The organism is Shewanella phaeophyticola (assembly GCF_025398315.1).
In the GTDB taxonomy this organism is placed as follows: domain Bacteria; phylum Pseudomonadota; class Gammaproteobacteria; order Enterobacterales; family Shewanellaceae; genus Shewanella; species Shewanella phaeophyticola.
This window is the reverse complement of record NZ_JAODOQ010000001.1, coordinates 2,496,245-2,517,940: the sequence shown is the minus strand read 5'-3', so window position 1 is coordinate 2,517,940 and position 21,696 is coordinate 2,496,245. Positions and strand designations below refer to the sequence as shown.

Here is a 21,696-nt window from a genome sequence, read left to right as displayed (position 1 = left end):
GAGTTGCTTATTTATCGCTTAATCATCATTGCTTGTGGTTTATTATGTATCGTTCAGACCAAAGCTGAGTCCATTGGACTTGGTTTTAGCGATGTTGAGCATAGCATCAGTGGTGTCGTTGATACCCGGATTGGCTATGCTAATACTATCGACTCGTACCTTGCCGGCGGTTTAGGCAAACTAGCTACAGACAATGGTGGCCAAATCGCATTGTCGCAATTAGGACTCAGTTATCACACCCAATGGGGCGATGCATGGTCAAGCCGTATTGTGGCTAATGCCTATGTCGATGGGATTAATAATGGCATTGGCTTAACTGAAGCCATGGTGCGTTATCGCGATATTCCAAACGAGTCGGGTATTCGTCTCGATGTAGAGTTTGGTTTGATGTATCCCAAAATTTCATTAGAAAATGTCGCCACTGCATGGGCATCGCCTTACAGTTTAAGTTATTCAACAATGAACAGCTGGCTTGCTGAAGAGGTAAGGCATATCGGTTTGTCGACCACGATAGAGTCTCTAGGTAAATACCGTCAATCAGCCCATGATTTTTCGTTAACGGCCGAAGCGTTTATGTATAACGACACCACAGGCGCGATGTTATCTTGGCATGGTTGGACGCAAAGTTCACGCCAAACACTGCTGCAAGAAACCCTTCCCATTACTGCCATACCGGCAATGCAACCAGGCGGCATGCTCGACGAACAAGCGGTAAACTCAGACCCCTTTATCGAACTTGATGATCGTATTGGCGCACATATTGTCGCTAAGTAGACCTGGCGCAACAATGGCAGTGTGCAAGCGGGTTATTACGACAACAATGCGGATACCTTAATTGTTGAGCAAGGCCAATATGTGTGGTTAACTCAATTTGGTCATATTGGCGCCAAATGGCGTTTGCCTATGGGGATCAATTTAATCAGCCAGTATATGCAAGGCAGTACGTTAATGACCAATACCGATGGCTGGCCTGTGGTCGATAATGACTTTCATTCTGGTTATATCATGCTAACTAAGCGTTGGTCGCAGCATAGAGTCAGTCTACGAGTAGAAGATTTTTCTGTCACTGATAACGATGACACACCAGAAGATGATAACAACGAGGATGGGCAGTCGTTGACTGTGGCTTATCAGTATCAGCTTGATAGACCCTGGTTTATGCAGTTTGAATACAATGTGATTGATTCAACCCGGCCTGCAAGAAAGTATCTAAACCAGCCTATCGATCTTGTTGAACAACAATGGCAATTGTCGAGCCGCTACTTTTTTTAAGCCCAATAAAAAATGCTACGCCAATACTGACATAGCATTTTATTACTGAACTGTTTATTGCCGAATTTAAGTACGCTAAGTTGCCGAGTGAGCTTAACTAAACGTAGTCCAGATAGGCGCATGATCAGACGGTTTTTCAATGCCTCGTAACGCATAGTCAACATCCGACTCAACGAGGCGCGATACCATAGGTTGAGTCACTAATATCACGTCGATACGCAGGCCGCGATTGTCATCAAAACCTTTGCTGCGATAATCAAACCACGAGTAACGCTCAGTACGACTTGGGTGCAAGTAACGGAAACTGTCGATAAATCCCCATTGTTGCAAACGCGCTAACCATTCACGTTCTTCTGGCTGAAAACTGCATTTGCCAGTTTTTAACCAACGCTTTGCATTCACATCGCCAATGCCGATATCTAAATCAGTGGGTGAAATATTTATATCACCAATAATCGCGATGTCTTCATCTGCCTGATGGTGCTTTTCTAGGTGCAGCATCAAATCTTGATAAAACTTACGTTTGGCTGGGTATTTCGTTTCATGGTTAATGTTTTCGCCCTGCGGGAAATAACCATTGAATACAGTTAATGTACGGCCATTATCTTGCTTGAACTGACCAATGATTAAACGGCGCTGGGCATCTTCTTCGTCGGTTTCAAAGCCTTTAGTAATGTTTAAAGGCTCAGCCTTAGATAGCATAGCCACACCATAATGGGCTTTACCACCATGATAATGAACCTTATAACCCATAGCTTCTACGTCTGCGAGTGGAAAAGCTTCGTCGTGTACTTTGGTTTCTTGCAGGCCAATAATGTCTGGCGAGTGACTGTCTATTAGCGCTTGCAATTGATGCAAGCGTGCGCGCAGACCGTTAATGTTAAATGAAACAATCTTCATTAAGGTAATACTCGCTTAAATGGCTTAACGATAACGCTTTTATAAACACCAGCACCAATATAAGGGTCAACGTCAGCCCAGGCTTGTGCGTCTTCTAAAGAAGGAAAATCAGCAACCACTAGCGAGCCAGTAAAGCCTGCTTCACCTGGGTTTTCATTGTCGATAGCTGGGTGTGGTCCAGCGGTTAATAAGCGGCCTTCGTCGGCTAAAGCTTGTAAACGAGCTAAATGTTCTGCACGTACTGATAAACGTTTTTCTAAGCTATTTTCAACGTCTTGAGATGAAATCATGTACCACATATTGACGGCTTCCTTATTAAAAGTACGAATTGATGATCATTGACCATCTTCAGGTTTTATGGGTTCATCTTGCATATTTCTGTACAGATAAACCACAGTAATTACAGTGTTGATTAACGTGAGGGCGGTGAGGCCGAATACTTTAAAGTTTACCCAGGTTTCAAGCGGTAAACTAAAGGCAATATAAATATTTGCTAAACCACATAATACAAAAAAACTGACCCAATACCATGTGAGCTGAGTCCAGATTTTGTCGTCTACTGTCATTTCTTTTCCTAACATGCTTTTCAGCGCAGGTTTTCCCATGACTTGTGACACTATTAATCCCATTGCAAACAAGGCGTAGACGATAGTGACTTTCCATTTAATGAAGGCATCGTCATGAAAAAACAACGTCAGTGAACCAAACACTGTAACCATGGCAAAGGTGGCTAAATGCATTTTTTCAATGTGTTTGTAAAGTAGGTATGTCACCACTAATTGCACAGCCGTTGCCGCGATTAATACACCGGTGGCGGTGTAAATATCATAAAATTTGTAAACAGCAAAAAAGATCACTAAAGGTAAAAAATCTAACAGTTGCTTCATAAATATCTCAAACAAAAAAGGGTCGAAAATCGCAATTGCACGGCGATCAACTAAGTAATAATGCCCGATTGTACATGAGGCTACAGGGTTTATGAACTGTAACCGCAAGGTGATCTGTCATTGGAGAGGTTTTTTCGCGCTAACGTGAATTACCATCGCGGTTCGTTCAATAGCCCAGCGTTTTTTGGCAATAATACCAATTAGCACAAGAATGTGATCATTCTTGTGTTGATTGGTATAAGCTAATGATAGTGTTTATAAAAAAGGAGCAAACATGTTGCTCCTTATATGTGATATATACCCAATCGACCTTAAGTTGCCGCTTTCATTGCGCGGGTAAACTCAGCAAGCTTAGCCAACAATGTGGCCTCATCATGTTGATGCGCTTCAATAATTTTAACCACAGCCGATCCTGAAATAGCACCGGCAGCGCCTGCGCTAATAGCATCACGAACTTGCTGCGGCTCGGCAATCCCAAAGCCAAGTAATGGTGGTGGGGCATTAAACTCAGCAAGCTGAGCTAAGATATTTTCAATCGGTTGACCTGCTTTTGATTCAGTACCGGTTACGCCCGCACGAGACAGTAAGTACGTGTAGCCTTCACCACTGTCACTGACAAGTTTTAATGTATCAGCGTCGGCATTAGGAGGCGCAATAAAAATAGGCGCGATACCGTGAGCTTTAGCTGCTTGACCAAAAGGTGCTGACTCTTCAACAGGCACATCGGCAATAAGCACTGAATCAACGCCAGCCGCTTGTGCTTTGGCATAAAATGCATCAATACCGTTAGCAAACACCAAATTCGCATACAGTAATAATCCTATCGGTAAGTCTGGATGTTGTGCGCGGATGTTGGCGATAAGCTCAAAACAATCGTCAGGTTTAGTGCCTGCGGCTAAAGAGCGTAAATTAGCACCTTGAATCACAGAGCCGTCTGCAAGTGGGTCTGAAAACGGAAAGCCTAATTCAAGTGCATCAGCGCCGTTATCAACCAAGGTCTGAATAATTTTTAATGACAGCTCGAGGCCAGGATCGCCAATGGTCACAAAAGGAACGAACGCGCCTTTTTGTTGGGCTTTAAGGGCTGCTAATGTTGCTTGGTAACGGTTACTCATTGCCGCTCTCCTGTTGCTCTTTTTTGGCTGCTAAAATGTCTGATACGGTGAAAATGTCTTTGTCACCACGACCCGATAAATTAACCACCAGAATGGTTTCTTTGGTGGCTTCTTTGGCTAAACGTACCGCATAGGCCAGCGCGTGAGCTGATTCTAATGCGGGAATAATACCTTCGCTTCGAGCTAGTTCTTGGAACATGTCTAATGCTTCATCATCGGTTGCAGACTCGTAACGTGCGCGGCCAATGGCATTCAAATGTGCATGCTGTGGTACAACAGACGGAAAATCAAGCCCGGCAGACACTGAGTACGATTCTTCAATTTGGCCTGAGCTGTCTTGCATTAACGGTGACTTCATACCAAAGAAAATACCGGTTTTACCGTGCTTAAGCGGTGCGCCGTGCATTGGGGTGTCGATGCCTTTACCGGCAGGTTCAACACCAATCAGCTCAACTGATGGCTCATCGATAAAGTCGGCAAACATACCAATGGCGTTTGAACCACCACCCACACAAGCGATAACGGCATCAGGCAAGCGGCCTTCTTTTTCAAGAATTTGCTTTTTAGTTTCTGCGCCAATCATACGCTGGAACTCACGCACAATCGTTGGGAAAGGGTGCGGACCTGCCGCCGTGCCTAATAAATAGTGAGCTTTGTCGTAGCTTGCTGACCAGTCTCGCATGGCTTCGTTACAGGCATCTTTAAGGGTGGAAGAACCTGAGGTGACGGGAATAACTTCTGCGCCCATCAACTTCATGCGGAACACGTTTGGCGACTGACGTTCAACGTCTTTCGCGCCCATATACACTTTACATTTTAAGCCTAAAAGAGCACAGGCTAGGGCGGTTGCTACACCATGTTGCCCCGCGCCAGTTTCGGCAATAATTTCTTTTTTACCCATGCGTTTAGCCAATAATGCTTGGCCTAATACCTGGTTTGTTTTGTGCGCGCCGCCGTGGAGTAAATCTTCACGCTTAAGGTAAATTTTTACCATAGGATTAGGGCTTAAGTTACGGGTTAAGGTTAATGCTGTGGGGCGGCTCGCGTAGTTTTTCAGTAAGTCGGTAAATTCAGCTTGAAAGCTTTCGTCTTGCTGTGCGTCAACAAAGGCGGCTTCAAGTTGCTTTAAGGCTGGCACTAAAATTTGCGGTACGTACATACCACCGTATTCGCCGAAATAAGGGTTAAGCTTGAGCTCGGTCATAAATGTTCCCTTCGAGTAATCGTGTTATCGCTAAAAATCGTGTCGTAATATGCAAATTAGTTACGGCGTAATTGGGTAAATGCAGCAATCAGTTTTTGATGATCTTTATGACCAGGCTCTGATTCTACACCAGAGTTAATATCTACCCCATAAAAGCCTTGCTGACTGGCCTGATAAACATTGTCTGGGGTTAAGCCGCCAGCTAACATTGCATCGGTTTTATTGTCGATGTTTGCTTGCCAATTAAAGGTTTGGCCGGTGCCGCCAAATTGCTCGGCTGATTTACTGTCGTATAAATACTTGTCTGCGCCTTGTGGTTTGTGTGCCACTTCACCTGTTTGGCTATCAATAGCTACCGCTTTCCAAATTTGTGTGCGGAGCTGGTTTTGAGTCAGCAATGTGCGTAGGGCATCAATTTCAAGTTCGGTTTCCTGGCCGTGTAGTTGCACCGCAAATAACTTAAGCGACTGGGCAAGGTTTGCTATTACGGCAGGCTGTTCATTAACAAACACACCGACCATGTTGAGCGCGATGTGTTGTTGCTGCATTTGGGCAATGAGTTCTGTGGCGGTTTCTGCGCTGACTGTTCGTGGCGATTTAGGGTGGAAAATCAATCCACCAAATACCGCGCCGGCTTTAGCTACTGCGGCAATGTCGTCAATGTGGGTTAATCCACAGACTTTGTTGTTGCCATAAATCAGCTGACGACAGGCAAGGTCAATATCATCTTGTGCCATGATTGAACTGCCGACAAGGTAGCCGTCAACCAACGGGTTAAGGCGACGTGTCTGCTGATGGTTATAAATGCCAGACTCGCTTATCACCACGCGATCTGCAGGGATATGGGGCGCTAAACGTTCAGTGGTGGCTAAATCGGTGCTCAAGTCACGTAGGTTTCGGTTGTTAATGCCGATAATCGGGGCGTTGAGTTCAATGGCGCGCTGTAACTCCGGTTCATTACTCACCTCAGTTAAGGTATCGAGTTGATACTTAGCGGCTTCGTTGGCTAGGAGACGATATTGCTCATCATCGAGCACCGACAGCATTAATAATATGGCATCGACTCCTTGATGCGCTGCGAGCTTCACTTGATATGGGTCGACAAAAAAGTCTTTACAGATAATCGGCTGCGTGACGCGTGCGCGCACTCTTGGAATGTAGTCCATGTCACCTTGAAAAAAGGCTTCGTCGGTGAGTACCGAAATGCCAGCGGCGTAATGAGTGTAAATATCAGCTATGGCTTCGACGTTAAAATCTTGGCGAATGAGGCCTTTAGAGGGACTGGCTTTTTTACACTCTAAAATATACTGCGCATTTGGCGCTTTAAGGGCATTGTATAGGCTGCGATCAGATATCTTAGGTTGCAAACTGGCTTCAGGAAAGCGCTGTTTAAGAGCCGCGATATGGGCAACTTTGGTATCAACAATCCGTGTTAATACGTTACTTTCTGGGTTACTCATTGTTTTCTCCAGCTTGGCTTGCAGCGGCTAAATCAGTTAAAAGTGTATAGGCTTTGCCTGTGGCTAATGTGGCTAATGCTAACTGTGTACCTTGCGCAACAGAGTCGCAAATGCCGCTAACATACAAGGCGCAGCCAGCATTGATGGCAACAGCATCACGATGAGCACCCTGGCCTTGACCTTGTAAAATGGCTTGAGTAATCAGTGCATTGTCACTTGGCTCGCCGCCTGTTAGCGCGGTGATATCAGCGCGCGTGACCCCAAGGTCTTCAGGGGTGAGCTGATAAGTACGTACAGTGCCGTCTTTTAGTTCTGCGACATGGGTAATATCGTGCAGAGCCACTTCATCTAAGCCGCTGCCGTACACCACCATGGCGCGTTTAACCCCAAGGGCATTAAGCACTTGGGCAATCGGTTCTATTAACTCGAGTTTGTAAACCCCAAGTAGCATTGACTCAGGCTTGGCAGGGTTAATTAATGATTCAAGTACATTAAAAATGGTGCGGGTTTTGAGTGCAGCTCTAACCGGTACTGCATGTCTGACACCGCCGTGATAATGCGGAGCAAATAAAAAACATAATCCCAATTTATCTAAACATTGGCTTGCGGCTTCAGGAGCCATGGTGAGTGCGATGCCGCAATGAGATAATAAGTCAGACGAGCCCGACTTACTCGATACACTGCGGTTGCCATGTTTGGCCACTTTAGCGCCAGCAGCGGCCGCCACAAAGGCCGCGGTGGTTGAAATATTAATAGTGTTATAGCCATCGCCACCTGTGCCGACAATATCGACAATACCGCTTTCAATCGATGCTGCAGAGCGAGGGAAAGGCTTGGCGGCTTGTCTTAATGCATCAGCAGCACCAGTGATTTCATCAATGGTTTCGCCGCGCATCTTTAACGCGACTAACATGCCTGCCATGGTGGCCGGTTCCATTTCGCCGGCAATGATATGGCTAAACAGCTGGGCGGCCTGCTCACGACTGAGTTGCTCACCTTGATAAAGGTGGTCGAATAAAGGTTGTAAGTTTGCCATTATGCGCCTCCACTAGCGGTGTTGTCTTGGGTTAAATAAGCCAATGTTTGGGTCAGTAATTGGCTGCCTAAAGTGGTTAATATCGATTCTGGATGAAACTGAAATCCTATGGCTTGATGCTGTGGATGTAACAGTGCCATTGGCATGTCTTCTGTGGTGGCTATGACCTCAAGGCAATCGGGTACACGGGTGGCTACTAGGCTGTGGTAACGGGCAACTGGCAGCGGCGAGGGTAAATTTGCAAATACGCCAGTGCCATTATGAATGGTTGGGCTGGCTTTGCCATGAACCACAAATGGTGCGCGCTCTACTTTACCACCGTAATACTCGGCCAGCGCTTGATGGCCTAAACAAATACCTAATATGGGCACTTTTCCGGCCACTTTACCAATTAATTCCATCATGCAGCCCGCTTCGTGCGGGGCACCTGTAGCCTGGCGATAATACCAAAGCCGCTTTACTGGTTTCGTTAATCAGTTTATTTGCTAAATAGTCGGCGCTGACATCGTTACGGTAAATTAATACTTCACAACCTAAACTGCGAAATTGATCCACCAGGTTGTAAGTAAACGAGTCGAAGTTGTCGAGTAGATATAATTTCATTTTAGCGCCCGGTTGTGCGGTCGTGTTGCTCATAGTCCACCTCCCATTTTGATGGCAGAAATCACGGCCTGGGCTTTTTGACGGGTTTCATCGGCTTCGGCTTGTGGGTCTGAGTCAAACACCACTCCGGCACCGGCTTGAATATAAGCAACGTCATTTTTAACAAAGGCTGAGCGGATTACAATACAGGTGTCCATATCGCCTAAACCGTTAACATAACCCACAGCCCCACCATAACTGCCACGACGGGCTTGTTCAGCTTCGCGCACTAATTGAGATGCACGTACTTTTGGCGCGCCGACTAATGTGCCCATGTTCATACAGGCCTGGTAAGCATGTAATGCGTCTAAGTCCAGACGTAACTGACCAGTGACTCGACTGACTAAATGCATCACGTGCGAGTAACGGTCTACTTTAAGTAATTCGGCCACTTTACGACTGCCACTTTGGCTAATACGGGCAATGTCGTTACGGCCAAGTCGACCAACATAAGGTGCTCAGATAACTCTTTTTTATCTAAACGCAGTTCAAGTTCAATGCGGCTGTCTAAATCAAAATCGATATCACCTTGAGCATTTTTACCGCGTTTGCGGGTGCCGGCAATCGGATACACTTCTACCTGATTGCTGGCCGCGTCGTATTTTAAGGCGCTTTCTGGCGATGCACCAAATAGGGTGAAATCAGAGCCGCGGAAATAAAACATATAAGGGCTTGGATTGGTCAGTCTTAAGGCGCGATATGCCCCTAGTGTATTTGGGCAAGGTAAGTTGAAACAACGCGACGGCACGACCTGGAAAATATCGCCTGCGACAATGTGCTCTTTTAAATCTACTACTGTTTTTTTGAATTGCTCGTCACTGATATTTACGCCAGTGTCTGCATCGATGGGCTTTAGCGCTGCAACATCATCTAATGTTGTGCATTGTAAACTGACTGTGTCGACTTGCGCTTGCAGGTGCGTTTTAATGGCTGAGTCTTGATTGAACTGATGACTCACAATGTCAGCTTGTTGTGTTTGATGATCAATTAATATCAAGGTTTCTGCTAGGTAGAACAAATAATCTGGGCAATCATTATTAGCATTAGGCGCTGCAGGAAGTGGCTCAACTGTGTCAATTAAGTCATAAGCCAGTACACCACCTAAAAATAAGTCTTCAAATTTAACTTCATTGTTTGTGTGAATGTGCTGCACAAACATACGTAAACCATCAAGCGGTGATGTTGATTTTAAGCGTGCATCTTCATCTTGTAGCTCAGTGGCTTTTTGCAAGGTCACGATTAATTGATTTGGCTGACGTTGTAAGCCTGCGTGGCTAAAAAATGTGGCAATTGGCTCAAGTAAGCTGGCGCCATTATCGGTTAGGGCGCTAAACGTCAGTTGATAACCGTCACAGCGGATCATCATTGCTGCATGGGTTAACACGATGCTTTTAAGGTGATCTTTACTTTCGACTTCGGCGGATTCAAGCAGCATAGTATGCGGCGCGTTTTGGGTGACATGCTGATACAGATTAAGTGGATCAGTATGGTAGGTTAACGCCTGTTTTTGCGTACTAACCTGAGCGAGTTGAGATTGTGTGGTCACTATGCTGCCGCTCCTTGAGTAATTATGTTTATCATCTGGTTCGCCTTAACTGTTGTTTAACCCGGTAATCCTATAGGTCAAATAACAATAAAGCCCACATTTCTGCGGGCTTTTTGGTAAAATCTTGTCTCTTAAAATGAGCACAACGCTTCACACCACCCGTTAATTTGGGAAGTGCCACCACCAAGTAATGTGTAATGAAGCTAAAGAGTGTGTCATTGTTAATCGCTATTATAGGGTTCATCTTTCGTGCCTATAGGAAAACCCAGCTGGACATTAAAGTCAATTGAATATTACTCAAAAACCATTAAAAAATGTGTTGAGTCGTATCTGTTGATGATTTATTGAACGCAAAGCACGATGTTAGTCTAAAAATAGTGGGTATTTGCTCAGATTTAATCATTAATCCCAGCAGTATTTTTATTGGTATTCTTGTACAATAAACAGATGATTACAGAGACTCTATTGGCCGATCTTCATAGCCACACGACTGCATCAGACGGTCAACTGACACCAACTCAATTAATTTCTCGCGCCATTGAAAAGGGGGTCGAGATGTTTGCCATTACCGATCATGACACGGTTGATGGCTTAGCTGAAGCGCATATTGCAAACCAAGCACATGCAACGCCATTAAAGTTGATTAACGGCTGTGAAATCTCGACTCGCTGGAACAGTTTTGATATTCATATTGTTGGACTTAACGTCGATATTACCCATACAGGGTTATTGGACTTTTTAACGCATCAACGTCAACTGCGTGAAGTGCGCGCCCAAGAAATTGGCGAACGCTTAGCCAAAGCAGGTATTGAAGGGGCTTATGAAGGCGCCAAAGCGATTGCTGGTGATGCCGCGTTAAGCCGTGGACATTATGCACGTTGGTTAGCTGATAACGGCCACGCAACAGATATGCCCAGTGTGTTTAAAAAGTATTTAGCCCGCGGTAAAACAGGGTATGTACCCAATAATTGGGGCGACATGGCCGCTGCCATTGAACATATTCATCAGGCGGGCGGTGTTGCAGTGCTTGCGCACCCAAGTGGTTATAAATTGTCGGCAAAGTGGCTCAAGCGTTTAGTGCGCGAATATGCAGAAGCGGGCGGCGATGCAATGGAAGTTATTTTGGGTCAGCAAACGCTGGACGATCGAAATAACCTTATTGCACTCAGTAAACTCAATAACCTGCTTGCGTCTGTAGGCAGTGATTTTCATTTTCCTAGTAATTGGATTGAACTAGGCAAAAACTTATACCAACCCCAAGGTGTTGAGTGGGTTTGGCAATCTCAAAATTGGATGGAACGGACATGAGTCAATTTTTCTATATTCACGATGAAAACCCACAAGCACGGTTAATAAACCAAGCAGTGGCGATTCTTAAACAAGGTGGGGTAATTGTATATCCTACCGACTCGGGTTATGCATTAGGTTGTATGATTGGCGACAAAAATGCCATGACACGCATGGTGCGTATTCGTCAGATTGAAAACGACACTAACTTTTCGTTAATGTGCCGGGACTTATCTGAGCTGGCTAACTTTGCTAGAGTTGACAATCAAGCGTATCGCTTACTTAAAAGCTGCACTCCATGTGCCATATACCTTTATTTTTAAAGCGACTAAAGAAGTGCCGCGCCGTTTACAGTGCGATAAAAAACGCACTATTGGTATCCGTGTGCCAAATAACTTGATTGCATTAGCACTGCTTGAAGCGCTGGATGAGCCAATGATGAGCACCAGTTTGGTGATGCCAAATGAAGAGTTTGCTGAGTCAGATCCTGAGCATATTCGCGATATTTTAGAGCATCAAGTTGATGGCATTATTCATGGTGGCTATTTGCCAGAAAATCAAACCACAGTGATAGATATGTCGGAAGACGACGTGGTGATTTTACGACGTGGTGCTGGTGATACCAGCACGTTTGAATAAGCGTTTGTCTAAACTGAATCCAAAGGGATAATCATGCAAGGCACTCAACAAAGCCTTCCGCTAGCAGTCGTACGTGGCCAAGCGATGGACAGCATGCCGGTAGACTTGTTTATTCCGCCAGAAGCGCTAGAAGTATTTTTAGAAACCTTTGAAGGCACTTTGGATTTACTGTTGTATTTAATTCGTAAACAAAAGCTCGATGTAGTCGATTTGCCTATTCAGCAAATTACTCATCAATATTTGGCCTACATTGAGATTTTAACCGAAGCACGTATTGAGTTGGCCGCAGATTATTTGGTGATGGCGGCCACCTTAGCCGAAATTAAATCGAGATTATTATTGCCTAAAATGGCCAGTGAAGATGGCGAGGAAGAAGATCCTCGTGTGGTGCTCATCCGGCAGTTAAAAGCCTATGAAGTGATTAAGCAAGCTGCAGCCGATTTAGATGAACTGCCTCGTATTGATCGCGATGTGTTTCAAGCCTCTGTGGTTGCTGCGCCGGGCATTAAACCTGTTGTGGTGCCACCTGAAGTGTCGTTAGCCGATATTGCTCGCGCATTTGGTGAAGTGTTAAAACGCATTGATGCGAATGAAGACCATCATGTAAAACGTGAACAACTTTCAACCCGTGAGCGCATGAGCCAGATTTTGGCCATGTTATCGAGCACTGACTTTATTGGTTTTGAGCGTCTATTTGATGTAACTGAAGGTCGTGCTGGCGTTGTTGTCAGCTTTTTAGCGTTAATGGAGCTGGTGAAAGAGTTGCTGGTTGAACTTGTACAAAATGAGCCATTTTCACCTATTTATGTTAAAGCGTTTTAACGGCCGTTTACCATTGTTATTGAGTCCTAGGTGCTATGAATCAAATTAATGCCATTCAATTAAAACAACTAATCGAAGCCAGTTTGTTTGTATTGGGTAAGCCTTTAACCGTCAAGGCATTAAACGAAACCGTATTGGCCGAATTTACTGTGTCGCGCGTGCGTATTCAAGACGCTCTTGATGAGTTACAACAAGATTATCAAGACCGTGGAGTGCAGCTGGTTAAAGTCGCCAGCGGTTATCGGTTCCAAACACAAGAAATTCTGAGTCCATTTTTACAGCCGCTATGGCAAGAGAAAGCGCCTAAGTATTCACGTGCCACTATGGAAACGCTTGCCGTTATTGCATATCGCCAGCCGGTGACTCGTGGTGATATTGAGCAAATTCGTGGTGTGGCCATTAGCAGCCATATTATTAAGAACTTACTTGATCGCCATTGGATTAAAGTGGTTGGCCATAAAGAAGTGCCCGGCCGACCAGCCCTGTATGCCACAACCCATCAATTTTTAGATTACTTTAGTTTAAAAAAATTGGCAGATTTACCGGCGCTAACCGATGTTGCATCATTGCAGGCATTGTTTGATAAGGCCAGTATCGCCCTCGATGAACCATTGCCTGATGATGACAGTGAACAAAATGATAGTGATAACAATCAACAGAACCTAGCAAATAATACCTAATCTAGTTTTTTGAGCGAACGGTTAAATCCAGGGTTTGGCACCCACATTTGAATGGGGTGTGTTTTGCAGTGGAAGCTCAGTTTGCATGAAATTTAATAAGCGTTGCCCTGTTAAATTAAAAAAGCGTCGTGACGGATAAACTAAATACACCACCCCAATATAGGGAGGTAAATCATCAAATAAGCGCACCAGTTTACCTTGTTGCACATCCTCTACACATAAACCTTCTGGTAAATAACCGATCCCTCTACCTAGCCGAGTGGCTTCATAAGCGAGATGAATGCTATTGGTACACAGGTTGCCTTTTACCGCTTGCAAAACATCATTGGCTAACGGCACTTCGCTGAACGTCTTACCGTTTGGAAAACGAAATAATATGGAATTATGTTGCTCAATATCAGCAAGTTTTAGCGGCACTCCTGCTTTTGCGAGGTATTCTGGGCTGGCAAAAAAGCACATTGTTTCACTGAGGATGGGTTTGGCCACCATATCAAATTCGGTAAAGGTTTCATTGATCATGAATGCTATGTCAATGTTGTTACGCACCATATCGAGTGGCTCTGTGCTGGTGATGATCTCAATAGAGACTTTTGGGTTTTCATCCATAAAAGCAAATATTTTGCTGATCACATTCATTATTTGTGGCACAGGAAATATTAAGATACGTAAATGAGCAGTTAACTCCGCTTTGGTGTCAGTGATTTCTGCTAAGGTTTGCTCAAGATCTGCCAACATTGTTAAAGTTTTTTGGTAAAACTGACTGCCAGCAGATGTTAACGAAATAGAACGGCTTAAGCGATGAAACAGCTTAATATTTAATGAATCCTCTAAAGAAATTAACCGCCGACTGACGGTTGATTTTGGTAAGTTGAGTAGGTTTGCGGCTTCAAGTATGCTGCCGGTTTCGACAATACGGTGAAATAAGGCAATGTCTTCGGTTTTCATTCATTGTGCTCTAAATTGTGACGGGAAAGTCAAACTCAAATAATGGGATTGATATTCCCAAACAAACCCGTTTAATGCAACTGTAAATCAGCGTATTGTTGTCGTACTTATGTCAATATTTATCCCCTTCGGACTTACTATCTATATATCAATGTCTGTTGCATTACTTTCACCAAGGATTTTTTCGATGAAATATCACTCAATGTTACCGCTAACATTGCTGGTTTCTGTGTTTTTTGCTGGTTGTTCGCAAGCTGAAAAAAACGTAGAGAAAGACGTTATTCGGCCTGTTAAATTATTTGAAGTCTCAGAATCTGCTGCTAACCAAATACATAAATTTCCTGCGAAAGTGGCGGCTAATAGTCGTGCTGAATTATCGTTTAGAGTGTCAGGCCAGTTAGTCAAACTTGATCTTGTTGAAGGCGAACAGGTTGAACAAGGTTATTTGCTGGCAAAGTTAGATGATCGTGATGCCAAAAATAATTTGATGACGAGCGAAGCCAATTACGAGTTTTTGTCGGCAGAGTTTACCCGTAACCAAGCCATGTTTAGCCGTCAATTGATTTCTCAAGCGGCCTTTGATAGCAGCAAAGCACAATTAAAAACGGCTAAAGCGGCCTTAGAAGCCGCCAAAGATCAACTCAGTTACACCCGCCTTGAAGCGCCTTTTAGTGGCACCATTGCTAAGCGCATGGTTGATAACCATCAAATAGTACAAGCTAACCAAGGTATTTTGACTCTCCAAAATAATCACTTATTGGATATTAGCATTCAAGTACCAGAAGCGATTGTCGCCAAGTATGTAAAAAAAGTGAACCACGACTTAAAAGCCAAAGTTCGCTTTAGCGCGATGAACGACAGGGAGTTTATTGCCAGTTTTAAAGAATACTCTACTCAAGTGACACCCGGGACCCAAGCGTACGAAGTGGTATTTTCATTAGTTCAACCTCAAGATGTGCGTTTACTGCCTGGTATGAGCGCTGAATTAACGATCAGTGAAACGTCGATTGATGACAGTGTTTTTACCGCAGTTGTTCCGATTGCCGCTGTGGATAAAGCTGATAGTAATGGCCAAGTGACGGTGTGGAGGTTTGATCCAAAAAACGGTGTTGTTAGCCCTGTAGCTGTGACTCTCGGACGCGTGAGCAATGAAGGTGTTGAGGTATTAACGGGCCTAAATAAAGGTGACTATGTTGTTGCCGCAGGTGTCTCTCAGCTGAGCGCAGGTATGAAGGTCAAGCCATTACACTGGCAGCGAGGAGTATAAGCGATGAGTGTTGCTGAGTACTCAATTAACAACAAAGTGATTAGCTGGATGTTTACGCTATTACTGCTGATTGGCGGTAGTGTGGCATTTACGGGTTTAGGCCAGCTCGAATTTCCTGAATTTACCATCAAGCAGGCGTTGGTTATTACCGCATACCCTGGAGCATCGCCAGAGCAAGTTGAAGAAGAGGTGACCCTGCCGCTTGAAAATGCCTTACAGCAGTTAGACGGGGTAAAACACATTACCTCAATTAACAGCGCGGGTTTATCGCAAATTCAAATCGAAATTAAAGACAGTTACGATAAATCTCGTTTGCCTCAAGTGTGGGACGAAATGCGCCGTAAAGTCAGTGATACCGAAGGCCAATTACCTCCCGGAACGGCGACACCACAAGTGATAGATGACTTTGGTGATGTGTACGGTATTTTACTTAATTTATCGGGTGATGATTTTAACAACCGTGAATTAAGTAACTACGCAGACTTTTTACGCCGTGAACTCGTGTTGGTTCCTGGGGTTAAGAAAGTGTCAGTTGTAGGCAATATTACTGAACAAGTGGTTATTGAAATATCTCAACAGAAGCTGTCTGCTTTAGGGTTAGACCAAAGCTACATATATAGCCTAGTCAACAATCAAAACGTGGTGTCTAATGCTGGCAGTATTGTTATTGGCGACAATCGTATCCGATTGCACCCAACGGGTGAATTTAGTTCTGTAAAAGAGTTGTCTCGTCTTGTGGTGAGTTCACCGGGTAGTACTGAACTTATTTATCTGGGCGACATAGCCCATATTGCCAAAGACTACGATGAAACACCGAGTGTGATTTATCACAACCGAGGCCAGTTGGCGCTCAGTTTGGGGATTTCATTCTCAAGCGGGGTCAACGTGGTTGATGTGGGTGAGCGTGTCAATCAACGCATACAAGAGTTAGAGTCGCAGCGACCTATCGGTATGGCTTTAGATACTGTTTACAATCAAAGTCATGAAGTTGATAACACGGTTCAAGGCTTCTTAATTAATTTACTTGAGTCAATTGGGATTGTTATTGCAGTATTGTTGCTCTTTATGGGGCTGCGCTCAGGTTTATTAATGGGTCTTATCCTGTTACTGACTATTTTAGGTACTTTCATTATGATGAAAGTGCTTGGCATTGAGTTGCAGCTTATTTCCTTAGGGGCATTGATTATTGCACTGGGGATGCTGGTTGATAACGCTATTGTGATCACAGAAGGGGTGCTCATTGGATTACAGCGTGGTAAAACTCGTTTAGCCGCAGCGAAGCTGATTGTATCGCAAACTCAGTGGCCGCTATTAGGTGCAACCATTATTGCTATTATCGCTTTCGCACCCATTGGCTTATCACAAAATGCCGCAGGTGAGTTTTGTCGTTCGTTATTCCAAGTATTGATGATTTCATTGTTCATCAGTTGGATTACGGCCATCACGTTAACGCCGTTTTTCTGCAATGTGCTGTTTAAAGATGCTGAGCCTACTGATGAAGAAAGTGACCCTTACAAAGGTTGGTTATTTACAGCTTATCGCGGCACATTATCATTCGTGCTTCGTAATCGCATCGTCACCTTGTTGTTAGTTCTGGCTATGTTGGTGTCGGCGGTGTTTGGTTTTGGCTACATTAAAAATGTGTTTTTCCCGGCTTCAAATACGCCTATTTTCTTTGTCGATGTATGGATGCCAGAAGGCACAGATATTAAAGCGACTGAGCGTTTTGTATCTGGCATTGAACAAAAGCTGATGCAAGAAGATGAGAAAAATAATACCGGCATGGTGCATTTGTCGAGTGTGATTGGCCAAGGTGCACAACGTTTTGTATTGCCATATCAACCTGAAAAAGGTTACGCCGCATTTGCTCAGATGATCATCGAAATGGAAGATTTAGATGCCGTTAAAGCGTATATGCCCGAAGTTGAACGCTATTTAGCAGAGCAGTTCCCACAAGCACAATATCGCTTAAAGATGATGGAGAATGGCCTTCGCCAGCAGCCAAAATTGAAGCGCGTTTTTACGGTGAAGACCCACAAGTGCTCCGTGCTTTAGCAACAAAGGCTCAAGCTATTTTTAATGCCGAGCCCACAATGGATGGTGTTCGACATGATTGGCGTAATCAAGTACCCGTTATCCGTCCGCAATTACTCAATGCTCAAGCGCGTGAAACAGGCATAAGTAAGCAAGACTTAGATAACGCACTGCTACTTAACTTTAGCGGTAAGCAAATTGGCATATACCGTGAAACCAGCCATTTATTGCCGATTATTGCTCGTGCTCCTGCTGAAGAGCGATTGCACGCAGACAGTTTATGGAAAATGCAAATTTGGAGCTCCGAGAACAATACCTTTGTACCAGCAACTCAAGTTGTTAGTGAGTTTACTACCGAATGGGAAAACCCTTTGGTCATGCGCCGAGACAGGATCCGTATGCTAGCAGTATTGGGTGATCCGAAATTAGGCTCAAACGAAACGGCAGATTCAGTGCACCGTAAAGTTAAAGCACAAGTTGAAGCTATTGAATTACCGGCCGGTTACCGCCTAGAGTGGGGCGGCGAGTATGAATCAGCTGGTGAAGCACAAACGGCTGTATTTAGCTCAATTCCACTAGGCTATTTGGCGATGTTTTTAATTACCGTATTGTTGTTTAATTCGGTCAGGCAGCCTTTAGTGATTTGGTTTACTGTGCCACTTGCGGTTATTGGAGTATCAGCAGGCTTACTGTTGTTTGACGCACCTTTTAGCTTTATGGCTTTACTTGGTTTGCTGAGTCTGTCGGGCATGGTGATTAAAAACGGTATTGTATTGGTTGAACAGATAAACCTTGAACTTCATGATGGAGCCGCGCCGACAAATGCATTAGTGCATTCTTGTGTGAGTCGTGTTCGCCCAGTAATGATGGCGGCTATCACCACAATGCTAGGGATGATCCCGCTCATCAGCGATGCCTTTTTTGGTTCGATGGCGATCACGATTATCTTTGGTCTTGGGTTTGCGTCTTTGTTAACTCTTGTGGTATTGCCAGTGATGTACAGCTTATTGTTTAACATTCGTTTCGATAAACAAGACATTACTCACGGTTAGATACAGTGTGAGTTAAGCTTAATGACCGCCGACCCATATATCAGGGTTGGCGGTTTTTTTTGTTATTTTTTGCTCGTTTGCCACATTCAGCGTATAATCAGCGCACTTTTCTAATTGTATGCGCCATAGGCGGGTACAATCCTAAAAAGACAATAAAGCAAAATGCAATTAACCTTTTGCTTTTTATAGAATACCTTTAAAGAGTCCCCGCTAATGAGTGAAAAATTGCAGAAAGTCTTGGCCGTGCAGGCCATGGCTCCCGTCGTGAGATGGAGGCATGGATTGCTGCAGGCCGAGTTAGTGTTGACGGTGAAATCGCGAGTTTAGGCGATCGTGTTGAAGCTGATGCTAAAGTACGTATTGATGGCCGCGCGATTTCATTAAAATCAGCAGATGACATTATTTGTCGTGTGCTTGCTTATCATAAACCTGAAGGTGAAATTTGCTCGCGCAAAGATCCTGAAGGCCGTACGACCGTATTTGAACGTTTACCTAAAGTGCGTGATGCACGCTGGGTGGCTGTTGGTCGTTTAGATATTAATACCTCGGGTTTACTGTTGTTTACCTGTGATGGTGAATTAGCTAACCGTTTAATGCACCCATCAAACGAAGTTGAGCGTGAATATGCAGTACGTACTTTTGGTGAAGTGCCAGAAGCAGCGGTACAACGTTTACGTACTGGCGTGACGTTAGAAGACGGCTCAGCACAATTTGACAGCATTAAAGCCGCTGGTGGTGAAGGTATTAACCAATGGTGGCATGTGACCCTACGTGAAGGGCGTAACCGTGAAGTACGTCGTTTATGGGAATCACAAGAAGTGCAAGTAAGTCGTTTGATCCGTGTGCGCTACGGCCAAGTTGAGTTACCTAAAACATTGCCTCGTGGAGGTTGGGTTGAACTACCGATTGACCAGGTTAACTATTTACGTCAGCTTGCCGGTTTAGAGCCTGAAACGCGTTCGATGCTTGGTACAGACAAACACAGTGTTGCGCGCTCTAAAGTGAAGAGTGCTAAAATTCGCCGTGCTGTGCGTAAACATAAAGTGGGTTCAAACCACGGAAAACCAACGCGCCAACGTGACTAATTATTTGGTGTAGGTTTTATCTTTAAAGGTCGCGCAAGCGGCCTTTTTATTGACTGTTTAAATTAAATCTATGCAATACCAATCAGCACAAGAATGTGATCTTCTTACTGGTTAACATCGCTTATAACATCGCTTATAACATCGCTTATAACATCGTTAGAAATTTTGAAGTTAGAACAACTAGCTTGCTGCAATTTCTGCCTTATTCTAAGTGATTTTTTCTACGCAATCTCTGATCACTTATTTATCCCGATTGGTATAATCCTGCTTGTATAAAATCCAATCTCAGATATTATCCGCAATATTAATTAACGCTATACTTTACAAGCTCTTTGCAAGACTTGAGTATTATTGTGAGTGATTGAAAATGATGAAGAAACTGTTTGCTGGTCTATTAGTGTCATTGGTTATTGGTTGTGCGTCAGTTCCTAGCTGGGAAGGCATGTCTGAGCGAGAAATTAGCCAATGGAAATCGATTGGCTTTGATGCGACTCAAGCTCAAAATTGGCGAGTAAGAGGTTTTAGCGCTAGCGAGGCCGATGGTTGGGTGCAAGCTAATTTTAGTTTAGACACTGCCACTATTTGGGCAAAAGAGTCTTTTAATGTAGAAGAGGCGCAAGTTTGGTCGCAAGCTGGTTTTGACATTGATGACGCAGTGACCCATCGCAGTAAAGGGCTAACACCTGTTAGAGCGAATTAATTATGCTGCTAGGGAAATATAAAATATGGATGACGTTAACTTACTCAGTTTGCTGTAATTTAAATCGAATTGTCGAATTTTGAAGCGTTCAGTTCAAGCAAGATAATATTTTTGTTGCCTGGCGTAAAAAAATCAGTAAAGTATGCACCAAGTTAAGCGGGACGCTAGATACGACCTAGATTAACTTGGTAGAAATCAAAATTTAGTGCCTTGATATTCGATATCAAAACACAACAAGTTTTGCCCGAGTGGTGGAATCGGTAGACACAAGGGATTTAAAATCCCTCGCTGAATAAGCGTGCCAGTTCAAGTCTGGCCTCGGGTACCATTATAATCTCTAGTAATAGAGAGTGGTGTAAAAAAAGCCTCAACATGAGTTGGGGCTTTTTTACGTCTGAAATTTGGTTTTATCGTTAGTTTCAAAGTCTGAAGTCTGAAGTCTGAAGTCAAAGTTCAAAGTCCCTCGCGCTCTGGAAGAACAGCAGGCGTGCCACTCTTCGTTCCAAGAATAGTCTGGCCTCGGGCACCATTACTTATTCAAATATCATGTGGGACTATCGTTTGAAAAAGATAAATGTTTGTCCCAACAAGGTTATTCATCTTCAGATAAAATTCATCATAAGCACTATTTTATCTGATTTTTTAGATTTGCTTTAAGCCTGTAATGATAATTTTATGGTGTTAAAAATTGTGCAAATGGATTTTTAGTTCTGCAGATATTACTTGTAGCACCATTATAAATAATCGTTTTTTTCTTTGCATCATTTGCAAAAAAGTCACTATTTAAAAGAAACTTTGTCAAAATCATTCGTTCAAGGTTATCAATTTTGCCATGTAGATCCTCATCGAAACCTGACGCGACTCGAACTAATGGAGCCAAAACCGAGAAAATATGAGTTTTTAAGGCGATATCATATCTTTCAATAAAAAAATCCTTTGAGAACTTTTCTATATCAGCTTGAAGAATTATTCTTCCTGGTAAATGTTTAGTTAATATCTCTTCAACTAACTGACATAAACGACTTTCGTTATCTAGCACATAGATCCCTAAGGGCAGTACTGCAACTATGGATGTTGCTGCACATATTTTGAGAAATTTACGACGTTCAATAGATTTATTCAT

General features: G+C 43.8%; 16 protein-coding genes, 1 tRNA gene and 5 pseudogenes. 11 read left to right on the top strand and 11 right to left on the bottom strand.

Annotated elements, in window-relative coordinates; translation table 11 throughout:
• Positions 1–3: 3 nt before the first annotated feature.
• Both N4T56_RS11685 and N4T56_RS11680 read left to right on the top strand, forming a co-directional pair.
• Complete coding sequence (locus N4T56_RS11685; RefSeq protein ID WP_261733339.1) at positions 4–774, top strand: hypothetical protein; 771 nt, start codon at positions 4–6, stop codon at positions 772–774.
• A gap of 21 nt (positions 775–795) precedes the next feature.
• Positions 796–1,272: a hypothetical protein gene (locus tag N4T56_RS11680; RefSeq protein WP_261733338.1), complete on the top strand. Its 477-nt coding sequence runs from the start codon at positions 796–798 to the stop codon at positions 1,270–1,272.
• 93 nt (positions 1,273–1,365) lie between these two features.
• Here N4T56_RS11680 and xthA read toward each other — a convergent pair whose 3' ends face one another.
• From xthA to N4T56_RS11635, 9 genes and pseudogenes are all read right to left on the bottom strand, one after another.
• Positions 1,366–2,172, bottom strand: coding sequence for an exodeoxyribonuclease III (gene xthA, locus N4T56_RS11675; RefSeq protein ID WP_261733337.1), 807 nt, complete (start codon positions 2,170–2,172; stop codon positions 1,366–1,368).
• Positions 2,172–2,471, bottom strand: coding sequence for a YciI family protein (locus N4T56_RS11670; protein ID WP_238105737.1), 300 nt, complete (start codon positions 2,469–2,471; stop codon positions 2,172–2,174). Before N4T56_RS11670 ends, xthA begins: the two co-directional genes overlap by 1 nt.
• A gap of 36 nt (positions 2,472–2,507) precedes the next feature.
• Positions 2,508–3,059: a septation protein A gene (locus N4T56_RS11665; protein WP_261733336.1), complete on the bottom strand. Its 552-nt coding sequence runs from the start codon at positions 3,057–3,059 to the stop codon at positions 2,508–2,510.
• Between the two features lie 311 nt (positions 3,060–3,370).
• Positions 3,371–4,174 (bottom strand): tryptophan synthase subunit alpha, encoded by an 804-nt coding sequence (gene trpA, locus N4T56_RS11660; protein ID WP_261733335.1) that lies wholly within the window; start codon positions 4,172–4,174, stop codon positions 3,371–3,373.
• Positions 4,167–5,378: a tryptophan synthase subunit beta gene (gene trpB / locus N4T56_RS11655; protein ID WP_261733334.1), complete on the bottom strand. Its 1,212-nt coding sequence runs from the start codon at positions 5,376–5,378 to the stop codon at positions 4,167–4,169. The genes trpA and trpB overlap by 8 nt, the downstream gene beginning before the upstream one ends.
• Positions 5,379–5,434: 56 nt before the next feature.
• Positions 5,435–6,838, bottom strand: coding sequence for a bifunctional indole-3-glycerol-phosphate synthase TrpC/phosphoribosylanthranilate isomerase TrpF (trpCF, locus tag N4T56_RS11650; protein WP_261733333.1), 1,404 nt, complete (start codon positions 6,836–6,838; stop codon positions 5,435–5,437).
• Positions 6,831–7,874: an anthranilate phosphoribosyltransferase gene (gene trpD, locus N4T56_RS11645; RefSeq protein WP_390904043.1), complete on the bottom strand. Its 1,044-nt coding sequence runs from the start codon at positions 7,872–7,874 to the stop codon at positions 6,831–6,833. The genes trpCF and trpD overlap by 8 nt, the downstream gene beginning before the upstream one ends.
• Positions 7,874–8,477 (bottom strand): annotated as a pseudogene (locus N4T56_RS11640) (aminodeoxychorismate/anthranilate synthase component II). The gene trpD and the pseudogene N4T56_RS11640 overlap by 1 nt, the downstream one beginning before the upstream one ends.
• A 29-nt stretch (positions 8,478–8,506) precedes the next feature.
• Positions 8,507–10,062, bottom strand: a pseudogene (locus N4T56_RS11635) (anthranilate synthase component 1).
• Between the two features lie 447 nt (positions 10,063–10,509).
• Between N4T56_RS11635 and rnm the strand changes: the two are divergent.
• The 4 genes and pseudogenes from rnm (at position 10,510) to scpB (ending at position 13,490) form a co-directional block, all read left to right on the top strand.
• Positions 10,510–11,370 carry an RNase RNM gene (gene rnm, locus N4T56_RS11630; RefSeq protein WP_261733332.1) on the top strand — a complete coding sequence of 287 codons (861 nt, stop codon included), beginning with the start codon at positions 10,510–10,512 and terminating at the stop codon, positions 11,368–11,370.
• Positions 11,367–11,988: pseudogene (locus tag N4T56_RS11625) on the top strand (L-threonylcarbamoyladenylate synthase). The gene rnm and the pseudogene N4T56_RS11625 overlap by 4 nt, the downstream one beginning before the upstream one ends.
• A 33-nt stretch (positions 11,989–12,021) precedes the next feature.
• A complete protein-coding gene (locus N4T56_RS11620) occupies positions 12,022–12,810 on the top strand; it encodes a segregation and condensation protein A (RefSeq protein ID WP_261733331.1) in 789 nt (262 codons plus the stop codon).
• 35 nt (positions 12,811–12,845) lie between these two features.
• Positions 12,846–13,490 (top strand): SMC-Scp complex subunit ScpB, encoded by a 645-nt coding sequence (scpB, locus tag N4T56_RS11615; protein ID WP_261733330.1) that lies wholly within the window; start codon positions 12,846–12,848, stop codon positions 13,488–13,490.
• A gap of 21 nt (positions 13,491–13,511) precedes the next feature.
• Here scpB and N4T56_RS11610 read toward each other — a convergent pair whose 3' ends face one another.
• Complete coding sequence (locus tag N4T56_RS11610; RefSeq protein WP_261733329.1) at positions 13,512–14,435, bottom strand: LysR family transcriptional regulator; 924 nt, start codon at positions 14,433–14,435, stop codon at positions 13,512–13,514.
• A gap of 187 nt (positions 14,436–14,622) precedes the next feature.
• On the opposite strand from N4T56_RS11610, the gene N4T56_RS11605 reads away from it, so the two are divergent.
• The 5 genes and pseudogenes from N4T56_RS11605 (at position 14,623) to N4T56_RS11585 (ending at position 20,901) form a co-directional block, all read left to right on the top strand.
• A complete protein-coding gene (locus tag N4T56_RS11605) occupies positions 14,623–15,702 on the top strand; it encodes an efflux RND transporter periplasmic adaptor subunit (RefSeq protein ID WP_261733328.1) in 1,080 nt (359 codons plus the stop codon).
• Between the two features lie 3 nt (positions 15,703–15,705).
• Positions 15,706–18,788, top strand: a pseudogene (locus N4T56_RS11600) (efflux RND transporter permease subunit).
• 213 nt (positions 18,789–19,001) lie between these two features.
• Positions 19,002–19,873: pseudogene (gene rluB, locus N4T56_RS11595) on the top strand (23S rRNA pseudouridine(2605) synthase RluB).
• Positions 19,874–20,240: 367 nt separating this feature from the next.
• The gene (locus N4T56_RS11590; protein ID WP_261733327.1) at positions 20,241–20,573 is read left to right on the top strand and encodes a hypothetical protein; all 333 of its coding nucleotides are present in this window, start codon (positions 20,241–20,243) and stop codon (positions 20,571–20,573) included.
• A gap of 242 nt (positions 20,574–20,815) precedes the next feature.
• A tRNA-Leu gene (locus tag N4T56_RS11585) sits at positions 20,816–20,901 on the top strand.
• A gap of 345 nt (positions 20,902–21,246) precedes the next feature.
• Here N4T56_RS11585 and N4T56_RS11580 read toward each other — a convergent pair.
• The gene (locus N4T56_RS11580; protein ID WP_261733326.1) at positions 21,247–21,696 is read right to left on the bottom strand and encodes a hypothetical protein; all 450 of its coding nucleotides are present in this window, start codon (positions 21,694–21,696) and stop codon (positions 21,247–21,249) included.